The organism is Desulfitobacterium dehalogenans ATCC 51507, assembly GCF_000243155.2.
GTDB lineage: Bacteria > Bacillota > Desulfitobacteriia > Desulfitobacteriales > Desulfitobacteriaceae > Desulfitobacterium > Desulfitobacterium dehalogenans.
The window spans coordinates 178,714-196,234 of record NC_018017.1; the positions used below are offsets into that span (position 1 = coordinate 178,714).

General features: G+C 46.1%; 20 protein-coding genes and 1 other annotated feature. All 20 genes read left to right on the plus strand.

Annotated features, from left to right (window positions below; genetic code table 11):
* The first annotated feature begins 89 nt into the window (after positions 1-89).
* The 20 genes from DESDE_RS20895 to DESDE_RS00970 all read left to right on the plus strand — a co-directional run bounded on the left by DESDE_RS20895 (position 90) and on the right by DESDE_RS00970 (position 17,502).
* On the plus strand, positions 90-842 hold the full coding sequence (locus DESDE_RS20895) for a 4Fe-4S binding protein (RefSeq protein ID WP_242831298.1): 753 nt from the start codon (positions 90-92) through the stop codon (positions 840-842).
* Positions 843-1,090: 248 nt separating this feature from the next.
* A complete protein-coding gene (locus DESDE_RS00880) occupies positions 1,091-1,324 on the plus strand; it encodes a hypothetical protein (RefSeq protein WP_014792160.1) in 234 nt (77 codons plus the stop codon).
* Entirely contained in the window at positions 1,308-1,754 is a 447-nt protein-coding gene (locus DESDE_RS00885) for a QcrA and Rieske domain-containing protein (protein WP_014792161.1), read from the plus strand. Before DESDE_RS00880 ends, DESDE_RS00885 begins: the two co-directional genes overlap by 17 nt.
* Entirely contained in the window at positions 1,726-2,394 is a 669-nt protein-coding gene (locus DESDE_RS00890; protein ID WP_172637574.1) for a cytochrome b N-terminal domain-containing protein, read from the plus strand. The genes DESDE_RS00885 and DESDE_RS00890 overlap by 29 nt, the downstream gene beginning before the upstream one ends.
* A gap of 12 nt (positions 2,395-2,406) precedes the next feature.
* The gene (locus DESDE_RS00895) at positions 2,407-2,802 is read left to right on the plus strand and encodes a cytochrome b family protein (protein WP_014792163.1); all 396 of its coding nucleotides are present in this window, start codon (positions 2,407-2,409) and stop codon (positions 2,800-2,802) included.
* Positions 2,803-2,840: 38 nt separating this feature from the next.
* Complete coding sequence (locus DESDE_RS00900) at positions 2,841-3,383, plus strand: hypothetical protein (protein WP_014792164.1); 543 nt, start codon at positions 2,841-2,843, stop codon at positions 3,381-3,383.
* A 52-nt stretch (positions 3,384-3,435) separates the two neighbouring features.
* Positions 3,436-5,331, plus strand: a complete 1,896-nt coding sequence (nosZ, locus tag DESDE_RS00905) for a Sec-dependent nitrous-oxide reductase (protein WP_014792165.1) — start codon at positions 3,436-3,438, stop codon at positions 5,329-5,331.
* A gap of 90 nt (positions 5,332-5,421) precedes the next feature.
* Positions 5,422-6,021, plus strand: a complete 600-nt coding sequence (locus DESDE_RS00910; RefSeq protein WP_019849168.1) for a hypothetical protein — start codon at positions 5,422-5,424, stop codon at positions 6,019-6,021.
* Entirely contained in the window at positions 6,002-7,504 is a 1,503-nt protein-coding gene (locus DESDE_RS00915) for a NosD domain-containing protein (protein WP_014792167.1), read from the plus strand. The genes DESDE_RS00910 and DESDE_RS00915 overlap by 20 nt, the downstream gene beginning before the upstream one ends.
* Entirely contained in the window at positions 7,501-7,998 is a 498-nt protein-coding gene (locus tag DESDE_RS00920; protein ID WP_014792168.1) for a nitrous oxide reductase accessory protein NosL, read from the plus strand. Before DESDE_RS00915 ends, DESDE_RS00920 begins: the two co-directional genes overlap by 4 nt.
* A complete protein-coding gene (locus tag DESDE_RS00925) occupies positions 7,999-8,835 on the plus strand; it encodes an ABC transporter permease (protein WP_014792169.1) in 837 nt (278 codons plus the stop codon).
* Positions 8,836-8,846: 11 nt separating this feature from the next.
* Entirely contained in the window at positions 8,847-9,767 is a 921-nt protein-coding gene (locus tag DESDE_RS00930; RefSeq protein ID WP_014792170.1) for an ABC transporter ATP-binding protein, read from the plus strand.
* 61 nt (positions 9,768-9,828) lie between these two features.
* Positions 9,829-9,964 (plus strand) — a sequence feature (ribosomal protein L20 leader region).
* A complete protein-coding gene (infC, locus tag DESDE_RS00935) occupies positions 9,957-10,502 on the plus strand; it encodes a translation initiation factor IF-3 (protein WP_019849171.1) in 546 nt (181 codons plus the stop codon). It overlaps the preceding feature by 8 nt.
* Before the next feature lie 20 nt (positions 10,503-10,522).
* Positions 10,523-10,720, plus strand: coding sequence for a 50S ribosomal protein L35 (gene rpmI / locus DESDE_RS00940; protein WP_014792171.1), 198 nt, complete (start codon positions 10,523-10,525; stop codon positions 10,718-10,720).
* 153 nt (positions 10,721-10,873) lie between these two features.
* Complete coding sequence (gene rplT, locus DESDE_RS00945; RefSeq protein WP_014792172.1) at positions 10,874-11,236, plus strand: 50S ribosomal protein L20; 363 nt, start codon at positions 10,874-10,876, stop codon at positions 11,234-11,236.
* Between the two features lie 146 nt (positions 11,237-11,382).
* A complete protein-coding gene (locus tag DESDE_RS00950) occupies positions 11,383-12,195 on the plus strand; it encodes a TrmH family RNA methyltransferase (RefSeq protein WP_014792173.1) in 813 nt (270 codons plus the stop codon).
* Between the two features lie 530 nt (positions 12,196-12,725).
* The gene (pheS, locus tag DESDE_RS00955) at positions 12,726-13,748 is read left to right on the plus strand and encodes a phenylalanine--tRNA ligase subunit alpha (RefSeq protein ID WP_014792174.1); all 1,023 of its coding nucleotides are present in this window, start codon (positions 12,726-12,728) and stop codon (positions 13,746-13,748) included.
* Positions 13,749-13,760: 12 nt separating this feature from the next.
* The gene (gene pheT / locus DESDE_RS00960; RefSeq protein ID WP_014792175.1) at positions 13,761-16,166 is read left to right on the plus strand and encodes a phenylalanine--tRNA ligase subunit beta; all 2,406 of its coding nucleotides are present in this window, start codon (positions 13,761-13,763) and stop codon (positions 16,164-16,166) included.
* Positions 16,167-16,188: 22 nt separating this feature from the next.
* Positions 16,189-16,446 carry a cell division protein ZapA gene (locus DESDE_RS00965; RefSeq protein ID WP_014792176.1) on the plus strand — a complete coding sequence of 86 codons (258 nt, stop codon included), beginning with the start codon at positions 16,189-16,191 and terminating at the stop codon, positions 16,444-16,446.
* A 303-nt stretch (positions 16,447-16,749) separates the two neighbouring features.
* On the plus strand, positions 16,750-17,502 hold the full coding sequence (locus tag DESDE_RS00970) for a PIG-L deacetylase family protein (protein ID WP_014792177.1): 753 nt from the start codon (positions 16,750-16,752) through the stop codon (positions 17,500-17,502).
* The last annotated feature ends 19 nt before the right edge of the window (positions 17,503-17,521 follow it).

Consider the following 17,521-nt stretch of genomic DNA (forward strand, 5'->3'; position numbering starts at 1 on the left):
AAAGGCCGGAAATTGGCCCTTAAAACCGGGTCGTGAAGTCGATTACAAATAATCCTTCAACAAGTGATGTTCATAGTTTCTGCATGCGGATGCCGATTAATTGGCTCTTTGATCCTACAGAATGGTATCGCATTGTAGCCGACCCTCTTTATCTTAGTTTCATAATCGTTATTACCATAGCATTCTTTTTTGGACCGCTTTTTTGTGGCTGGTTATGTTCGGCTGGAGCACTTACCGAGTACTTAAGTAAATTAGTTCCGGATCGATTCAAAATTGACCTTTCTCGTACAGTAAATCCAACTCCAATTCGCTATGGGTTTTTAGCAGGTTTCATTCTCACGCCGTTTTTAGGAGGGAGTGTCTGCTGTGCTTTCTGTAACTTTAGTATTTTTCAGAGATTTATCAGCGGGCTGACCGGCGAACTGCAGGCTTTAGCCTATTGGAGCACTACGGCAATTATTACAGTAGTAATTTGGTTCGTCTTTTTCGGCTTGTTTATAAAGGGTGGACGGGGTTGGTGCAGCTTTGGCTGCCCCATAGGAACTATTCAATCCTTGTTCTACGCGGTCGGCTCTAAGCTGGGATTCACTTATAAACTTAAATACGACAGTTCAAAGTGTAATGGCTGTGGCTCTTGCATTAAAGCATGTTCCATGTGGTCTATTACGAAAACGGATCAGGGGAAGGGGATATCTGTTAGTCCGTATTCGTGTAATGTTTGCCTAGATTGTGTAGCGGTATGTCCTCAGGAAGCCTTAAGTTACAGTAAAGGAATTACAGAAACACATAAACCTATTCAATTGGAGGGGACGACATCTTCAGCTGTTGCAAATAGGGGGTAGCCAATGCTTCATATGATAAGAAACAAATTCAACACTATCAGTAATCGTGTTAAGCAGAATCTAACCGGTACAGCTATCGGATTAACTGCAGCTTTGCTTCCTTTACAACGTAGTGGATGTAGTGGAAATTGCAAGTTATGCCAAAGTTGTACTGCATCAGCAATAATTATTGCGGGCTTGCTCCTTACCAAGTTTCGCGGCCGCGTACAAAAAATTTTTCCTAAAAAGTAAAAGATGGGGGTGAAAAGATGAGTTTTTTTAACGAAGAAGGGGATATGGAAGGTTTTGTGGTTTTGGCATTGGGAATATGGGCGGCTATAACCCTGGTCTTTATGATCGCGAGGAGTTGGACAGCTGGAAACGCCTATTGGGTAGCAATTTTTATGGGATTAATTTGCTTTGCAGCCGCTTTTTCCGTTTATACATGGAGAGTATTGATTCTGGACCGCAAAGGGGGTATGGAAAATGGAGAACAACAATAAAGGGGAAATATCAAGACGCAAATTCCTCGGAATCATGACCGGGGTACCCTTGGTTTTGAGTGTGGGAACCCCTGCAGCCGCAGTAGGAAAAATGATAAGCCCCCCTGAGGCATTAAAGCCGCTTCCTCCGAAAATGGCGATTCTTAAAGAAGACGAGTTATTGGAGAAGCCCAAAGAAATCATCTATGACGGTCTTCCGGCCATGATCTTCAAAAAGGGCAACGAATATCAAGCCTTTTCCAGGGTCTGTACCCATCTCGGCTGTACGGTAATGTGGAATGAAGCGGAGAAACGCTTTGAATGTCCCTGTCATGGCGGAATATTCGATGAAGACGGGAATGTGCTGGACGGCCCGCCGCCAAAACCTCTAACCCGTTTGAGGGCCTGGGTGGAAGACGGTTATGTCATGGTACAAAGGGAGGTTGTTTAGCGTGGCATTTGAGGCTAAAGAAGTCGAGGTAAAAGACATGCTTAAGGAAATCGCTGAACATCCTGTCCCCAGGCATGCCCGTAATTTCATATTCTGTTTTGGTGGGATCTCCTTTCTGTTGTTTTTGGTTCAGGTTGTTACGGGTATCGTGCTGGCGGTTTACTACAACCCGACGATGGAAGGCGCCTATCAGAGCGTGATGTTTATCAATAATGAGGTCTTCATGGGTAAGGCTTTGCGTTCGGTTCATAACATTGCGGCTAACCTGATGCTGATTATGGTGGTCCTGCATTTTTTGCGAGTTGTTTTTACCGGTGCCTATAAGCCGCCTCGTCAGTTCAATTGGGTAGTGGGCGTACTCCTGCTGCTTTTAGTCGTTTTCTTCTGTTTCACGGGTTACCTTTTGCCGCTGGATCAGGTGGGTTACTGGGCGGCGATTATTGGAACCAAGATATTGGGGTCAATTCCTATCGTCGGTGACCAGCTCTTGCTATTGGGCCAAGCTGGAACCAAGATTACGGACTATACCTTGATGAGATTCTTTATTATCCATATTGTGATACTGCCTGTGGTTACCATAGGCCTGCTGATTGCTCACTTTTTAATGATTCGTAAACAGGGGATTTCCGGTCCACTATAGGAGGTGATGAGGATGGACATCAATAAAAAGGAATTGGATAAGGATACGGTACCTTTTTTTCCAAACCATTTAACGACTGAAGTAAGCGTGGCTCTTGGTATCCTTGGAGTTGTTCTTTTTCTGGCTGGAGTAATCCCCAAAGATCTGGGCCCCCCGGCCAATCCCGTCATGACCCCTTCTCATATTGAACCGGATTGGTATTTTATGTGGCTTTTTGGTCTGCTGAAAATTGTCCCTCAACTTTTGGGATTGCTGATTCCGGCACTTCTGGTTATAGGGGTTATCTTATTGCCATGGTTGGATAAAAGCACATCCCGCCGACCCGAAGAGAGGCCATGGGTTATTATCGGAGCGGAAATCGTACTGATCCTCATGGTGGTTTTAACTTATATTGCCCTGCATTTTTAATTATGGGTTAGGAATCGGAAAGGTATGGGGGTGAATCAATGACGGGAAAAGGGCGGAATAATCCATCGTTTCACTTGCTTTCAATTTTCTGCATCTGGCTGGGGATGGGTTTCTTGGTAGGGATAACCGGGAGTGTAATCGCCGCACCGAATTATGCTTTGCCGGATGATCGTGAGGCTAAGCTGGTCTATGCATCCGGCTTGCAGCCTCAGAAATCTGCAGGGACCCAAAGCGGCGATCCGAGCGGTGCCTCAGGTAAAACAGCAAGAGAAGGAGAGCTCTTTCTACAAAAGGGCTGTACACAGTGCCATGAAGTAAGTTATTACGGAATAGCCGGTGGTGTGACGGGTCCAGATCTTACCAAGGCGTATGGGGATGTGCCGGATCGTTTTGGGAAGACCCTCGCCGAGTTTTTACAAGAACCGGAAGGGACAATGGCTGAGATGTTCGCCAGAATGGATATTACAGGTGATGAAAAAAATCAGGTTCTCGAATTATTAACTGCAGCCGGCGGAAAGGCGGCCCAGCAACCAGACGGTGAGGAGAGCAAAGGTACTGAAAATACGAATAACCCGGAGTGAAGAGTGATATCAGCAATAGAATCATGCAAATGTATAGGGAGGTTTTTAGCAAGTGGAAAAAGGACTATTTAAAAAGATTGTGTTGTCCCTGGCAGGGCTGCTGGTTGGTCTGGTAATAGCTGTTTACTTATCTACCCAGCTTAATCCTGGAGCGGGTTCAGAGGCTGTTTTAGGAAAGAATATATCTGTCGATGGTGTATCGGATGATGTGGTGCAAGCGGCCCTAAAGACCTATGTGCCGCCTGGTCAGTTGGATGAGTATTATATGTTTGCCTCAGGCGGCCATTCAGGGAACGTCTTTGTCTATGGTGTGCCCTCCATGCGGCGAATCAGAACGATTCCGGTATTTACCCCTGAATCAGCTGTTGGGTATGGCTGGACGGCGGAATCGAAGGAAATGCTTGGCGAATGGGGCTGGGGAGATCTCCACCACCCTGCTTTGAGCGAGACAAAGGGAGATTATGACGGGCGTTGGCTTTTTGTCAATGATAATGCCAACAGCAGGGCTGCCCGGATCGATTTGGATTCCTTTAGAACCACTCAAATTTTAGAGGTGCCTAATATTTACGGGCCTCATAGTGCTGTGTTTATGACACCGAATTCGGAATACTTTATGATGGGCTCCCGTTTTGCCGGGCCGATACCTTATGGGACCTATTCACCTATTGAGAACTATTCCGAGGACTATAAGGGAGTTCTGGCCGCGATAGCTATAAATCAAGAAAGCGGAGAGATGAGTATAGGCTGGGAAGTATTATTGCCTCCCTGGTCTTACGATTTATCCGATGCCGGTAAGCTGGACAGCGAAGGTTGGGCGTTTTTGACAACATATAATACTGAGGAAGCCTATGAATTGCTGGAGGTCAATGCTTCACAGCGGGAGATGGATTATGTCATCGCTCTAAACTGGAAACTGCTTGAACAGGCGGCCAATGAAGGAAAATTTAAAATGGTTGATGGGGTGAAAATGATTGACCCTCTGGATGTACCGGGTTCTATCTACCTGATCCCAGCCATGAAGAGTCCCCATGGCGTGGATGTAACGCCGGATGGCAAATATTTCATTGCCAACGGAAAGATTGCTCCGGTAGCTACCGTATTCAGCTTCGAGAAATTCAAGGAATGCATTGAGAACAAAGACTTCCAGGGTGAAGAACGGGGTTTCCCGATTGTCAATTATGAGAAGGTAAGAGTGGCGGAAGTGCCCGTGGGCTTAGGGCCACTGCATACCCAATTTGACGGTAATGGTTATGCCTATACCACATTATTTATCGACAGTACCATTGCCAAGTGGAGACTCGATACCTTTGAAATTGTTGATGTTATCCCGGTTCATTATTGCCCCGGTCACCTGTGTGCCGCTGAGGGAGATACCGTCGATCCGGACGGCAAGTATTTGGTATCCCTGAATAAGCTGGCCAAGGATAAATTCTTGTCCGTTGGACCATCCCATCCGGAGAGTGCCCAGCTTATCGATTTAACCACGGATAAAATGAAGATTTTGATGGATGTCCCCGTAGATCCCGAGCCTCACTTCGCTCAGATGATCAAAGCAGATAAGATCAAGACCTGGGAAGTATTCGAGAAGGATCCCAATCGACCGGGTGCTGTTTATGAAAAGGAAAATGCCCGCATTGAACGGGATGGCAATAATGTCACGGTCTATCAAATGTCCTTCCGCAGCCGCTATTACCCGGATAATGTGGAGGTCAATGAAGGAGATCATGTGACCTGGTATGTGACAAATACGGATTTTGATGAAGATATTACCCATGGCTTCGGTATTTCCATGTATAACCTCAATGTGGAAGCTCAACCGGGAGAAACGGTGAAATTTGAATTCGTTGCAGATAAAGCGGGAGTCTATCCCTTCTATTGCACCAACTTCTGCTCGGCACTCCACCAGGAAATGCAGGGCTGGTTCATTGTAAAACCAAAAGGCCTATAAAGCTCTCTAAAGCTTTATAGAAGAATCGAGAGGGATCCTGACTCAGGGGTCCCTCCCCCCCCTTAACTGATAGGAAAGTGGTGGTTAACCATGGATTTTGCAAGAAAGCTTCTAAAGGGAAACCTTAATATCATAGGAAGAATCATGTTTGGTGCTGCCGGTTTAATACTCCTGGCTTCTCTTTTCCTGCCTTGGTGGCATTTAGATTTAGTGGCTCCTCAATATCCGGAAGGTCTGTCCGTAATTGTCTATCCGGACAAACTGGATGGCCGAATCGACATTATCAATAATATCAATCACTATATAGGAATGAAGTGGATTAGCGAAGAAGATTTTCCCGAATTCAAAGTCATTCCTAAAGTAGCCTATATCATCATTGGCTTGGCTTTTATTACTGCTTTGGTTAAAAAAAGGTGGGTCGCCTGGTTGACCGCCGGTTTAGGTGCTGTGGGCGGCATGATTGGGGTGTATGATTTGTGGCGCTGGTTACGCGATTATGGGACCCAATTGGACCCCATGGCGGCAATAAAAATAGATCCTTTTACCCCTCCGATTATAGGTACAAATAAGCTTGCGAATTTTATTACGTATACGGGCTTTGATTCAGGAGGATATTTACTGGGGCTGAGCATTATCCTAATGCTGCTGGCTGCTTGGAGGTTTAAGGAACATGAAAAGCAAACGGAATAGGCGTTGCTTTTGGCTGAGTCTGTTTTTTTTCCTATGGGTCATCCCGGCGGTAGTTCAGGCTGCTACCCTGGAGGTCCGGGGCGGCGGCTCAGCGGAAAGTATTCAATCCGCTTTGGCAAGGGCTGCTCCCGGGGATACTATCAATGTCTATAGCGGGACCTACGTAGGGAACATTGTGATTGATAAAGCCATATCCTTGATAGGAATCGGCACTCCGATTCTTGATGGGGGAGGAGAGGGGGATGTGGTCAGCCTTAAGGCCGATGGGGTAAATTTTAAAGGGTTTCAGGTCGTGGGCAGCGGCAAAAGATTACAGGATTCCGATGCGGGAATTAAAATTCACTCCGCATTTAATGTCATTGAAGATAATAAATTATCCAATAATCTATTTGGGATCTATCTGCTGAAATCTCCCCATAATACGATCCGCAATAATACGATTGTCGGGAGACCTGCTAAGAATAAATTAAAAGACTCGGAAAAGGAAATGAGCGAGGCCGGCACTTATGAACTACTGCCGCTCTTTGAAGGGGAAAGCGGTGACGGGATTCATCTTTTTGCAGCATCCAATAATTTGATTGAGAATAATGAGATTACGGATACCAGGGATGGCATCTACTTCAACTACGCTCATGATAATCGTCTTTTATATAACCGCATTAATGGGGTACGCTATGCCATTCACTATATGTATTCCGATGATAATTATTTTGAAGGGAATATAGCTACGAATAATGTGGCAGGGGCGGCTCCCATGTATTCGAAAAGAATAACCTTCCGCCAGAATGTCTTCGCTTATAACCGTGGTCACCGCTCTTTTGGAGTTCTGTTTTCCAGTTGCAACGATTGCCTGGCGGAAGGGAATATTATTTTCGGTAATACCAGGGGGGCCCTCTTCGATGTGTCCTACCACAACACCTTTCGTAATAATATGGTGGCCTCTAATGATATTGGGATTGATCTGATTTCCAGTTCGGGATTCAATACCTTTGTAAAAAACAATTTTGTGGATAATATGGAGCAAATCGCTTTCCGGGCGGGAAAAATTGGGGAAGGGAATGTGTTCTATGACGAAGGGGAAGGCAACTATTGGAATGACTATAGGGGGTTTGATCTGGATCAAGACGGTATAGGTGATACGCCCTATCTTACAGGGGATATTTTTACCTATCTTATGAATAAAGCCCCTACTGTGCGTCTTTTTTTAAACAGTCCTGCAGCTAAAGCTTTGGAGTTTGCCGAAAACATGTTTCCGGTTATAGAGATTCCTAAAGCCGAAGATGTATATCCTTTGATTAAGCCTGTGGGGATTGAGATGAATACACAGTTTCAACTCGAGAAGAACCAGGTTTCCAATAAGGTCCTTGGTGCATACTCCTTGCTTATGCTCCTCATGGCAGGGATAATAGCCGCCCGGGCGTTTAGAATAAGTTCTCAAGGAGTAAAACTAGTTGAGGATTTTCTGAGAGGAGGCCGAAAATGAAGCCCAGGATTATGGTTTTGATTATTCTATGGTGTTTATCGCTTATAGGATGTTCTGCGGGGGAAGTTGCAGGGACTCCCCGGAAGATTGACCCTACAATCGACATTTGTCCTGTATGCAGGATGAGTGTGATCGATGAGCACTTTGCGGCACAGATTATTGATAGCCAGGGACGAGTTGAGATTTTTGATGATATCGGATGCATGTCTATTTTTATGCGAAGATTGGAAACAGGGGAAAAGGATAGTATTATAGCCTCTTATGTAAAAGATTTTGAAAGTATGGAATGGCTCAGTGCTCAGGAGGCCTTTTATGTACAGGGTCGGATCGATACCCCCATGAGTTTCGGGATCGTAGCCTTTGCTGTCGAGGGGGCGGCTCAGAAATTTGCCGAAGAGGTAGGGGGAAAACAAATGACCTGGGAGCAAGTGCAGACGGAGCCATTAACCATCGGCTTGGATATTGAGTTTAATCGGGAAGAGTGGGGGGATTAGATGCAGCTGGTCAATGTAGTTACCATAGCAGAAAAGGAACTTTTGGAATCCATACGCAGCAAATGGCTGGGAACGTTTACCGCTGTTTTTGCTTTAATTGCCCTCTTGGTTTCTTTTTTTGGCTTGTCCAGTCTCGGTGTGGGTGGGCAGCAGGGATTTAACCGGGTTACAGCCAGTCTTTTGAATCTGGTGCTGTATTTGCTGCCCTTGATTGCCCTTGTAATGGGTTCGGCGACAGTAGCCGGTGAAAAGGAGGCTGGGTCCCTCCATGTTCTGCTCACCCAGCCCATTAATAAGGCTGAAGTAATTATCGGCAAGTTTGGTGGCTTGGCTTTGGCTTTAATTGCTTCCATTTTAGTTGGTTTTGGCGGGGCGGGGGTAGTGATCGCCTGGAAAACAGGGTCAATCAATATTATGGATTATCTTATGTTTGTGATCTTATCCATGATTTTGGCGCTGGTATTTCTCAGTATAGCCATACTCATTTCTGTCATTGTATCACGAAGAGCTCAAGGGATTGGTTTGGGGATTTTTATTTGGTTTTTAATGATTTTAGTTTACGATTTTTTAGCTATAGGGGTCGCTGGGCTGTCGAATGTATCCATTATTATTCCCATGTTACTGCTGCTTCTGCTTGCCAATCCGGCGGATATGGTGCGTGTACTGGTCATCTTACAGCTTGGCGGTGAAGAAACCTTTGGTCCCACGTTGGTCGCTTTGACGAGGATGCTTACCCAGGGGTCGGGGGAATTTTTATTATATGGAGCCCTTTTATTCTGGATGATCATACCTCTTCTGCTTGCGGCGATACTATTTGGCCGCAGGCAGGATTATTAGGAGGGGATCCTATGGAAGTCATTGATACTTTAGAGGTGAAACATGCCCAGAAGTTTTATGGTCAGTTTCAAGCAGTCAAGGATATTAACTTAACTATCAAAAAAGGGGAAATATATGCCCTGTTAGGGCACAATGGAGCTGGAAAATCAACATTAATAAAAATGATTTTAGGGTTGGTAAAACCTTCAGTCGGAATGATCGGGATTGAGGGATTAAATTATGATGTTAAAAATAAGGAGATTAAGAAAAGGGTAGGTTATTTGCCGGAGAGAATGAATTTTTACGACAATTTAACGGCTTGGGAAACACTATCTTTTTACGCCAAATTAAAAGGAATAACGAAGAAACGATGCGAAGAGGTGCTGGAACAAGTCGGCTTAAGTGAAGCGCGACACCGAAGAGTAGGAACTTTTTCCAAAGGAATGCAGCAGAGATTAGGTTTGGCCCAAGCTATTATCCACAGGCCTGATTTGCTTGTGCTGGATGAACCGACAACCGGGTTAGATCCCATTGGCATCCTGGAATTAAAAGAAATGATTCGGAACTGGAATAAGGAAGGTACGACCATATTATTTTCCTCACATAATCTTAATGATGTCGAAGAACTGGCACAGCAGATTGGCATTATGAATCGCGGCGAAATTATTGCTCAAGGCACTTTGAAAGAATTACAGAATAAGTTAGGTATGCCAACGAAGATTGAAATTGATCTTTCCGTGATTCCGGATAATTTAGAGAAAATATTAGTAGAAAAGCAAATTGAAACCTTTCAGGTCGAAGGAAGAACTATAAGTATTGATTGTCCAAAAGATAAAAAGACCCAAGTCATAGCGGCGGTTATGGATGGAGTGCTGAAAGTACTTGACTTGCGCTTGAAAGAACCGGGACTGAATAGCATTTATCAGAGGATCATGGAAGAACTGGCTGTCTGATCGCATTAAAATATATAAAAATTAATATTTGACAATTACCTCAGAACCCAATATAATATTGATGTTCAAGTAGAAGCCATCCGCTTCTCACCTCATGGCTTGAGTCGATGAGGTATCTTCGGGTCCTGAGCCTATCGTACTTGCTCATGATTTGTATGGAAGACGGGTGGAAACTCTGCCCGTCTTTTTTTGTGTGATTTTTTTTGGAGGTGGTTCGTTATTAGTAAGGATTTACGGATTAACGACGAAATCCGGGCCCGGGAAGTTCGTCTTGTCGGGGAAGAGGGAGAGCAATTGGGGATTGTCCAACTTAGAGATGCTCAACGTATTGCTGCTGAGAAATCTCTGGACTTAGTGGAAATTGCACCAACTGCTAAGCCGCCTGTTTGTAAGATCATGGATTATGGTAAGTACAAGTATGAGCAGGCCAAGCGGGATAAAGAAGCCCGTAAAAAACAGAAGACCATGGAAATCAAAGAAGTGAAGCTTCGTCCCAATATTGAGGACCATGACTTCGAAACCAAAGCACGCAATGCCCAACGCTTTTTAAATGATGGGGATAAGGTTAAGGTAACGATTATGTTCCGTGGTCGGGAGGTTACCCATCCGGAACTTGGGAGAACTTTATGCCTGCGTCTGGCTGAGTTTTGTAAAGCTGAGGCTAATATAGAGCGTGATCCTAAGCTTGAAGGACGCAATATGATTATGATTTTAGCGCCTGTGAAACACGACTAACACGAGAGGGGGATATCCCAATGCCAAAAATGAAAACCCACCGCGGAGCTGCGAAACGTTTTAAGAAAACAGGTACTGGTAAAATTGTTCGCCATCATGCTTTTACAAGCCATATCCTGGAGAAGAAGTCTCCAAAACGTAAACGGAATCTGCGCAAAGCTACCCTTATGCACAAAACCGATGCCAAACGTATTGCCCGCTTAGTTGCTTATCTATAAGATTGAAAATCGAAGAGGTTTTCGGAGGATAATTGCTGATGTCTCAGCCTTAGAATCTAAGGGCGCATTATGAGACAAGCCTTGTTCGGCATGAGCCGGGCAGATAAGAGATGAGAAGAATGACAGAGATTAACATGTAAGGAGGTCTTCGCTATGGCCCGTATTAAAAGAGGGGTAACGAAGCATCAACGTCATAAAAAAGTATTAAAGCTTGCAAAAGGGTTCCGTGGAGCAAAGAGCAAACTCTACCGTCCGGCTAATGAGCAGGTCATGAAATCCTTAGCCTATGCCTATGCTCACCGTAGAGACAAAAAAGGCGATTTCCGTAAATTGTGGATCGCTCGTATCAATGCAGCTGCCCGTCTGAACGGATTAAGCTACAGCCGTATGATGAACGGCCTGAAAAAAGCCGGAGTATCCATCAACCGCAAAATGTTGGCTGATCTGGCTATCAATGATGCAGCAGCTTTCACTGAATTAGTCAATGTTGCTAAAGCTCAAATGAGTGCGAAGTAAAGAATACATTAAAGGGTGCTGAGGCACCCTTTTTACATAGGGAATAAGGAAAGCTTTGTGCTCGATAATTATTAGAAAGCATCTTGATTTGGGTACACTATTATCGAATATTTATAGTGTGAGCAAATGGTTTCCGGGGTGATGATATGCTGACCTCCTTACAGAATGAACAAGTTAAATATGTGGTGAATCTCCATAAGCGGAAATTCCGTGAGGAGACCGGCGAATTCCTGATCGAAGGCTGGCGCTTTGTGGAAGAGGGCATTTATCGGGGGGCTCACTTAACAAAGGTTTTTGTCTGCCCTGAGCGGAAAAGTGAATCATGGCCACAACTTGCAAAGGCTCTAAAAGATAATGAGGTACCGATTATCGAAGTGGATGAGCGGGTGCTTCGAAAAATGAGCGATACGGAAAGCCCTCAAGGGATTCTTGCTGTTGTCAAACGGCCCCAATGGACCTGGGACGATCTTTTAGGAATGAACCATGGCCCAGGGGACAAGATCCCCATGCTTTTGATCCTTGATGGGGTTCAGGATCCCGGCAACTGTGGGACCATACTGCGGACGGCATTGGCTGCAGGGGTAACACAAGTCTGCCTGACGGAAGGGACCGTGGATGTATACAATCTTAAGGCTCTAAGGAGTACTATGGGAGCGATTTTTTCCCTGAAGATCCTCACTCATTGCCAACCGGAAGAGATTCTTAAGGTCTGTCAAAGTCAAGGAATTCCTGTTTTTGTCGGGGATATTGAGGGAACGGATCTGTATAAGACTCATTTCGTTCAACCTATGGCTTTGGTTGTGGGAAATGAGGGAAACGGGCCTTCTGCGGCTTTCCGGGGCTCCTGGGTGAAGCGGATTACTATCCCTATGAGCCATCAGGTGGAATCTCTTAATGTAGCTATGGCGACAGGAATCATTATCTATGAAATAAGGCGCAGAATAACCTCAACAACTTGAAAAGAGCGGCTTTTGGACCAGGTTTTCTTGTAAACGGTCGCGGGTGGTGCTATAATTTTAGTGAACAGGTTTAAGAATCCAGACCGAAAGGTGGGCTAAACCATGTCACCCGCAGAGTGGTTATGGAAGATTTTTGAGGCAACCGGTTCTCCAAATGCCTACTTGCTTTATAAGCAGTACACTCTGAACAATAATCTGGCAATGAATAAGAAAATGCAATGATCAGGTTAAAAGGATGTTTTCTTTTCCAGGGAGGTTAAGTCCAAGACTGAAAGCTTAACCAAGAGAAATCCTCATCTCCGGCTTGTGTCCGGGGTGTTAAATTTCCCCTGAGAGCGGTTTGCTGAACAAGAACTAGGTAAACCCGGTCTCCACCGTTAGCGGAGAAGGAAGCTGCGGCTCATCATTGAGCTGAACCAGGGTGGTACCGCGGGAGTTATTTCTCGTCCCTTTTATAGGGATGAGAATTTTTGTTTTTATTAGGAAAGAGTTTGGGTCAAAGGTTAAATCTTAACTTAGGAGGGTTTTCATTGCAACAGGAAGTTCATCGTATTCAAGAAGAAACACTGGCAGAGCTTCAGAAGGTCTCGACTTTGGAAGGGCTGCAGGAACTGAAGGTTAAAGTTCTCGGCAAAAAGGGCTCTCTTACCGCTCAATTGCGGAAGATGGGTGGCTTAAGCCCGGAAGAGCGGCCAATTTTTGGTCAGGTAGTCAATGAGACCCGGGATGTCTTGGAAGCTGCCTGGGCCCGTCGTGAGGAAGAGTTGTCCAAAGCGGCGATGATTAAACAACTGGAAGAGGAAAAACTGGATATCAGTCTGCCCGGAGTAGGCCTTCCTCGGGGTCATCAGCATCCTTTGACAAAGGTCATCGAAGAGATCGAAGAAATTTTCTTGGGGATGGGCTTCCAGATTGCTGAAGGTCCGGAGATTGAGAGTGATTATTATAATTTCGAGGCATTGAATCTTCCTAAGGATCATCCTGCCCGGGAAATGCAGGATTCCTTCTATATAACGGAAGAGATCCTTTTACGGACTCAGACTTCACCGGTTCAGGTACGAACTATGGAGAAGCAGCGGCCTCAACTTCCAGTGAAGATTATCTGCCCGGGTAAAGTCTATCGGAATGATGATGATGCCACCCACTCCCCTATGTTCCATCAAGTAGAAGGGTTGATGGTGGATCGGGGCATTCGCATGTCGGACCTGAAAGGAATTCTCTTAAGCTTTTCAAGAATGATGTTTGGGGAGTCCCGGGAGATTCGTTTGCGCCCCAGCTTCTTCCCCTTCACCGAACCCAGCGCTGAGGTGGATGTATCCTGCATGCTTTGTGGCGGGTCTGGCTGCCGAATCTGTAAAGGCACCGGTTGGATTGAGATTCTGGGCTCCGGTATGGTTCATCCCAGAGTTCTGGAAATGGGCGGCTATAACTCCAAAGAATTAACAGGCTTTGCTTTTGGTATGGGTGTAGAACGGATCGCCATGCTGAAGTATGGCATTGAAGATATGCGGCTTTTATTCGATAACGACTTGCGCTTTTTGCAGCAGTTTTAAGGAGGCAGGGGTATGAAGGTCAGTTTGGAATGGTTACGAGACTATGTGGATATCGATCAGACTGCTGAGGATTTAGCAGAGATCTTAACCCGAGGGGGGATCGAGGTCGGTGGCGTCGAGCTTCTGCATCAAGGTCTGGATGCAGTCGTGGTCGGTGAGATTGCCCGTATGGAGCGTCATCCTAATGCGGATAAGCTGTGGATCTGCGAAGTGAATCTGGGAGACAGGTCCACGACCATCGTCACAGGAGCCCAGAATTTATTGGTCAAGGATCGGATTCCGGTGGCTTTACCGGGAACCACGCTCCCCAATGGGGTTCATATCGAAGTCTCTAAGCTGCGGGGAGTGGAATCTTCGGGAATGCTCTGCTCCACTGAGGAGCTTCATTTGGACTCAGAGATGGGAGACCCACGCAGTGAAGGCGGCATTCTCATCTTAGGGAAAGATGCTCCCTTGGGAGTAACTTTGGATACCGTTCTCGGTGAAGGAGATTGCGTCTTGGATCTGGAGCTCTATCCCAACCGCCCCGATTGCCTGGGTATGGTGAATGTGGCGCGAGAAGTGGCCTCTTTGACAGGGGGAGCTCTTCACCTGCCGACATGGGCGGAGGGGACAAAAGGCCCGGATTATCCGGTGGATCCCAATGCCAGGATTGTCCTGGATGATCCGGAGCTGTGCCGTCGTTATGCCGGCTTAGTCGTAGAGGATGTCAAGATTGAGCCTTCTCCGGAGTGGATGCAGAAACGTCTTAAGGCAGCGGGAGTGCGCCCTATCAGCAATATAGTGGATATTACCAACTATATTATGCTGGAGATGGGGCAGCCCCTGCATGCCTTTGATCGGGATGCTATCGCCGGTGCTGTCCATGTTCGTCGGGCTCAGGCCGGTGAGAAACTGGTAACCCTCGATGATCTGGAGCGGGAGCTTGATCCGGAAATGCTGCTCATAGCAGATGATGAAAAGGCCCTTGGTTTGGCGGGGGTCATGGGTGGTTTAAATAGTGAAATTACCGACTCCACCAAAAATATCTTCGTAGAATCCGCTCATTTTTCCAGTGTAAGCATTCGCCGTACCAGCCGTCGTTTGGGACTGCGCTCAGAGGCGTCCAATCGCTTTGAAAAAGGGGTCAATCCTCATGGTGTAGCGGCAACCCTAGGCCGTGTGGCTGAGCTGGTTATCCAACTGGGAGCCGGAAAACCGGTAGGGTTTATCGAACAAGCAGGGCAGCTCTCAGAGCATGTGGCGGTTTCCCTTACTGTAGAAAAGACCAATGCCCTCCTGGGAACTACTCTCACTGAGGAAGAGATTACTGAGGTTCTCAAGCGATTGCGTTTTCCTTATGAAGAAAAAGATGGGGGATATGAAGTTCAGATTCCTGCCTATCGTTCCGATATTACCATTGAAGAAGATTTGATCGAAGAAGTAGCCCGCTTGACAGGCTACGATCGCATTCCCACTACCTTGCCTCAAGGGGATCAAACCCAGGGACGGAGAACTCCTGAGCAGGAGTTTAAGCGTACTTTGCGCCATCTCCTGGTTCGTTTGGGTTTGAATGAGGTTATGACTTATTCCTTCACTCGCCCGGATGCTGATCGGCAATTTGGGGATATGGAGCAGGCTATTCCTTTGCTGAATCCCCTGCGGGAAGAGTTAAGTGTGATGAGGACCGCTTTACTTCCCAGTATTATGGAGATCGCGGCACGGAATATCTCCCGCAGGAACCTGGATATTCGTCTCTTCGAGATGGGCAGTATTTATAAGAGCAAGGAGCGCCCTCTGGTTAAGCTTCCTCATGAGGAGCTGCATTTGGCTGGGGTTATCTGGGGCAAATCCTCCCGTCATTGGCTAACCCCGGTAACGGAGTATGATTTCTATACAGTGAAAGGGATCCTGGAGGAAGTGGCTCGTGAGTTTGGGCTGGAGTTCGAGTATCGGCTGCCTAATAATCAGGAACTTACTCACCCGGGACGTTCCGCAGATATCTACCTCAACGGGGAGAAGATCGGCTTGATGGGCGAGATTCATCCCGCTTTAGGCAAAGAGTGGGAGCTGGAAAGGGCCTTGATTTTTGAACTGGCCATGGTTCCCCTGATAGAGGCCGGCAATCGGACCATTCGCGCCTTCTCCATTCCTAAATTCCCGGCCATGCAGAGAGATCTGGCTGTGGTAGTTTCTCAGGAGGTCTCCGCCCAAGATGTTATGAAACGGATCAAAGAGCTGGGAGGGGAACTTTTGGTCCAGGTGAATATTTTCGATGTCTATACCGGGAAACCCATTCCCGAAGATCGTAAGAGCCTTGCCTTTGCGCTGAAGTATCAAGCCTTGGATCGAACCCTGAAGGACGAAGAGGTCAATGCCTTAAACCAGCAAGTTCTTGAAGGAATCGAAAAGGAATTTGGAGCTGCCTGGAGAAAATAGTATAGTATCTGGGGGGTGTCATATGGCTGAAGAAAATGAAAAAGTCATTGTGGAGATATTTGGGGAAAAACATGTGATTCGCGGACAGGAAAGCCCAGAGCACATTCTGAAGGTTGCCCGTGAAGTGGATAAAAAGATGCGTCTCATTGCCCAACGGACACCACGTCTAGCCATTCATCAAATCGCTATCCTGGCCGCTCTGAATCTGGCTGACGAGTTAGAAAAAATCAGGGAAGAACAAGAAACCCTCATGCAGCTCATTGAAGCTCAAGAAGAATAGGAATTAAGGATTGGTTTATTAGCTATACGAGCAAAGGCGTAACGTTAATTGTTACGCCTTTGCTCGTAGGAACGAATGCATTTTTCGGTCAGAAATTTTGACGATTGGAAAAGAAACCAGAAAAAAATAGGCTTGACAGGGATAAATATTTCTTATACTCTAATACACAAGATAGTTTGATTATTCTTAATTTAAAAGGTCTGTATATTATTTGGTATGAAGCCAAATTGCCATCGCGAGAACGTGATGATAATTTGGCTTTTTTTATTTTCTAATAAATTATGTTAGAGGAGGAGCGTTAAAATGGAATCAGGAAAAAGAATGCTCTTGCTAGGTGCTTATAGCATGGAAGTTGTTGAGTGTGGGGGGGCACTATGCAAAAATGCCGATGCGGGCGGTATTTCCCATGCAGCAATTCTCTTTGCCAGTGCAAAGATGCAAGAGGACTTAAAAAAATCAGCGGCAATCCTCGGAACTTCTGTAGAGTTTTTGAATATGGATGCAGGAAAGATCTCGGCTTCCTATGAAGAGAAGCTTGCCCTCATCAAAATCATCCGCACTTTCCAACCGGACATTATTATTACCCAAGATCCAGAGCATTGCGTGAGTGACCTTGATCCTGGAAGAAGGCCATTCATGACCCTTGTTCTGGAAGCCATTGCCCTTGCCGGCAGAGCATATGCTCTGGATGAGCTGCCTGGCCTTAAGCCCGCCCGCAGTGCGACACTTTACTATATGACTCCTGAGCACCCTAATTGTGTGGTCGATATCCTGCCTGTATGGGAGAAAAAATGTGCGGCTATGGATGCCCTTGAAGCCCAGCTTCTTTATTTTGGCGAAAAAGAAGAGGAAACCCCTGAACAGCTAAGACAGCGGAAAATGGCGGTCCCTAATTGGGAGGATATTGAGTCCCCCTTGGAGCGGGGAATGCTCTGGAAGCGCGAGATGGACAAGGCATTTTATATGTATCCTGCTTCAACAGGCCATTGCCGAGCACTTTATGCTGAACCGTACAGACGAGATGGACATTTTGTACTTGATAACTTGCTTATTTAAGAGTAGATGTCTGCGTCAT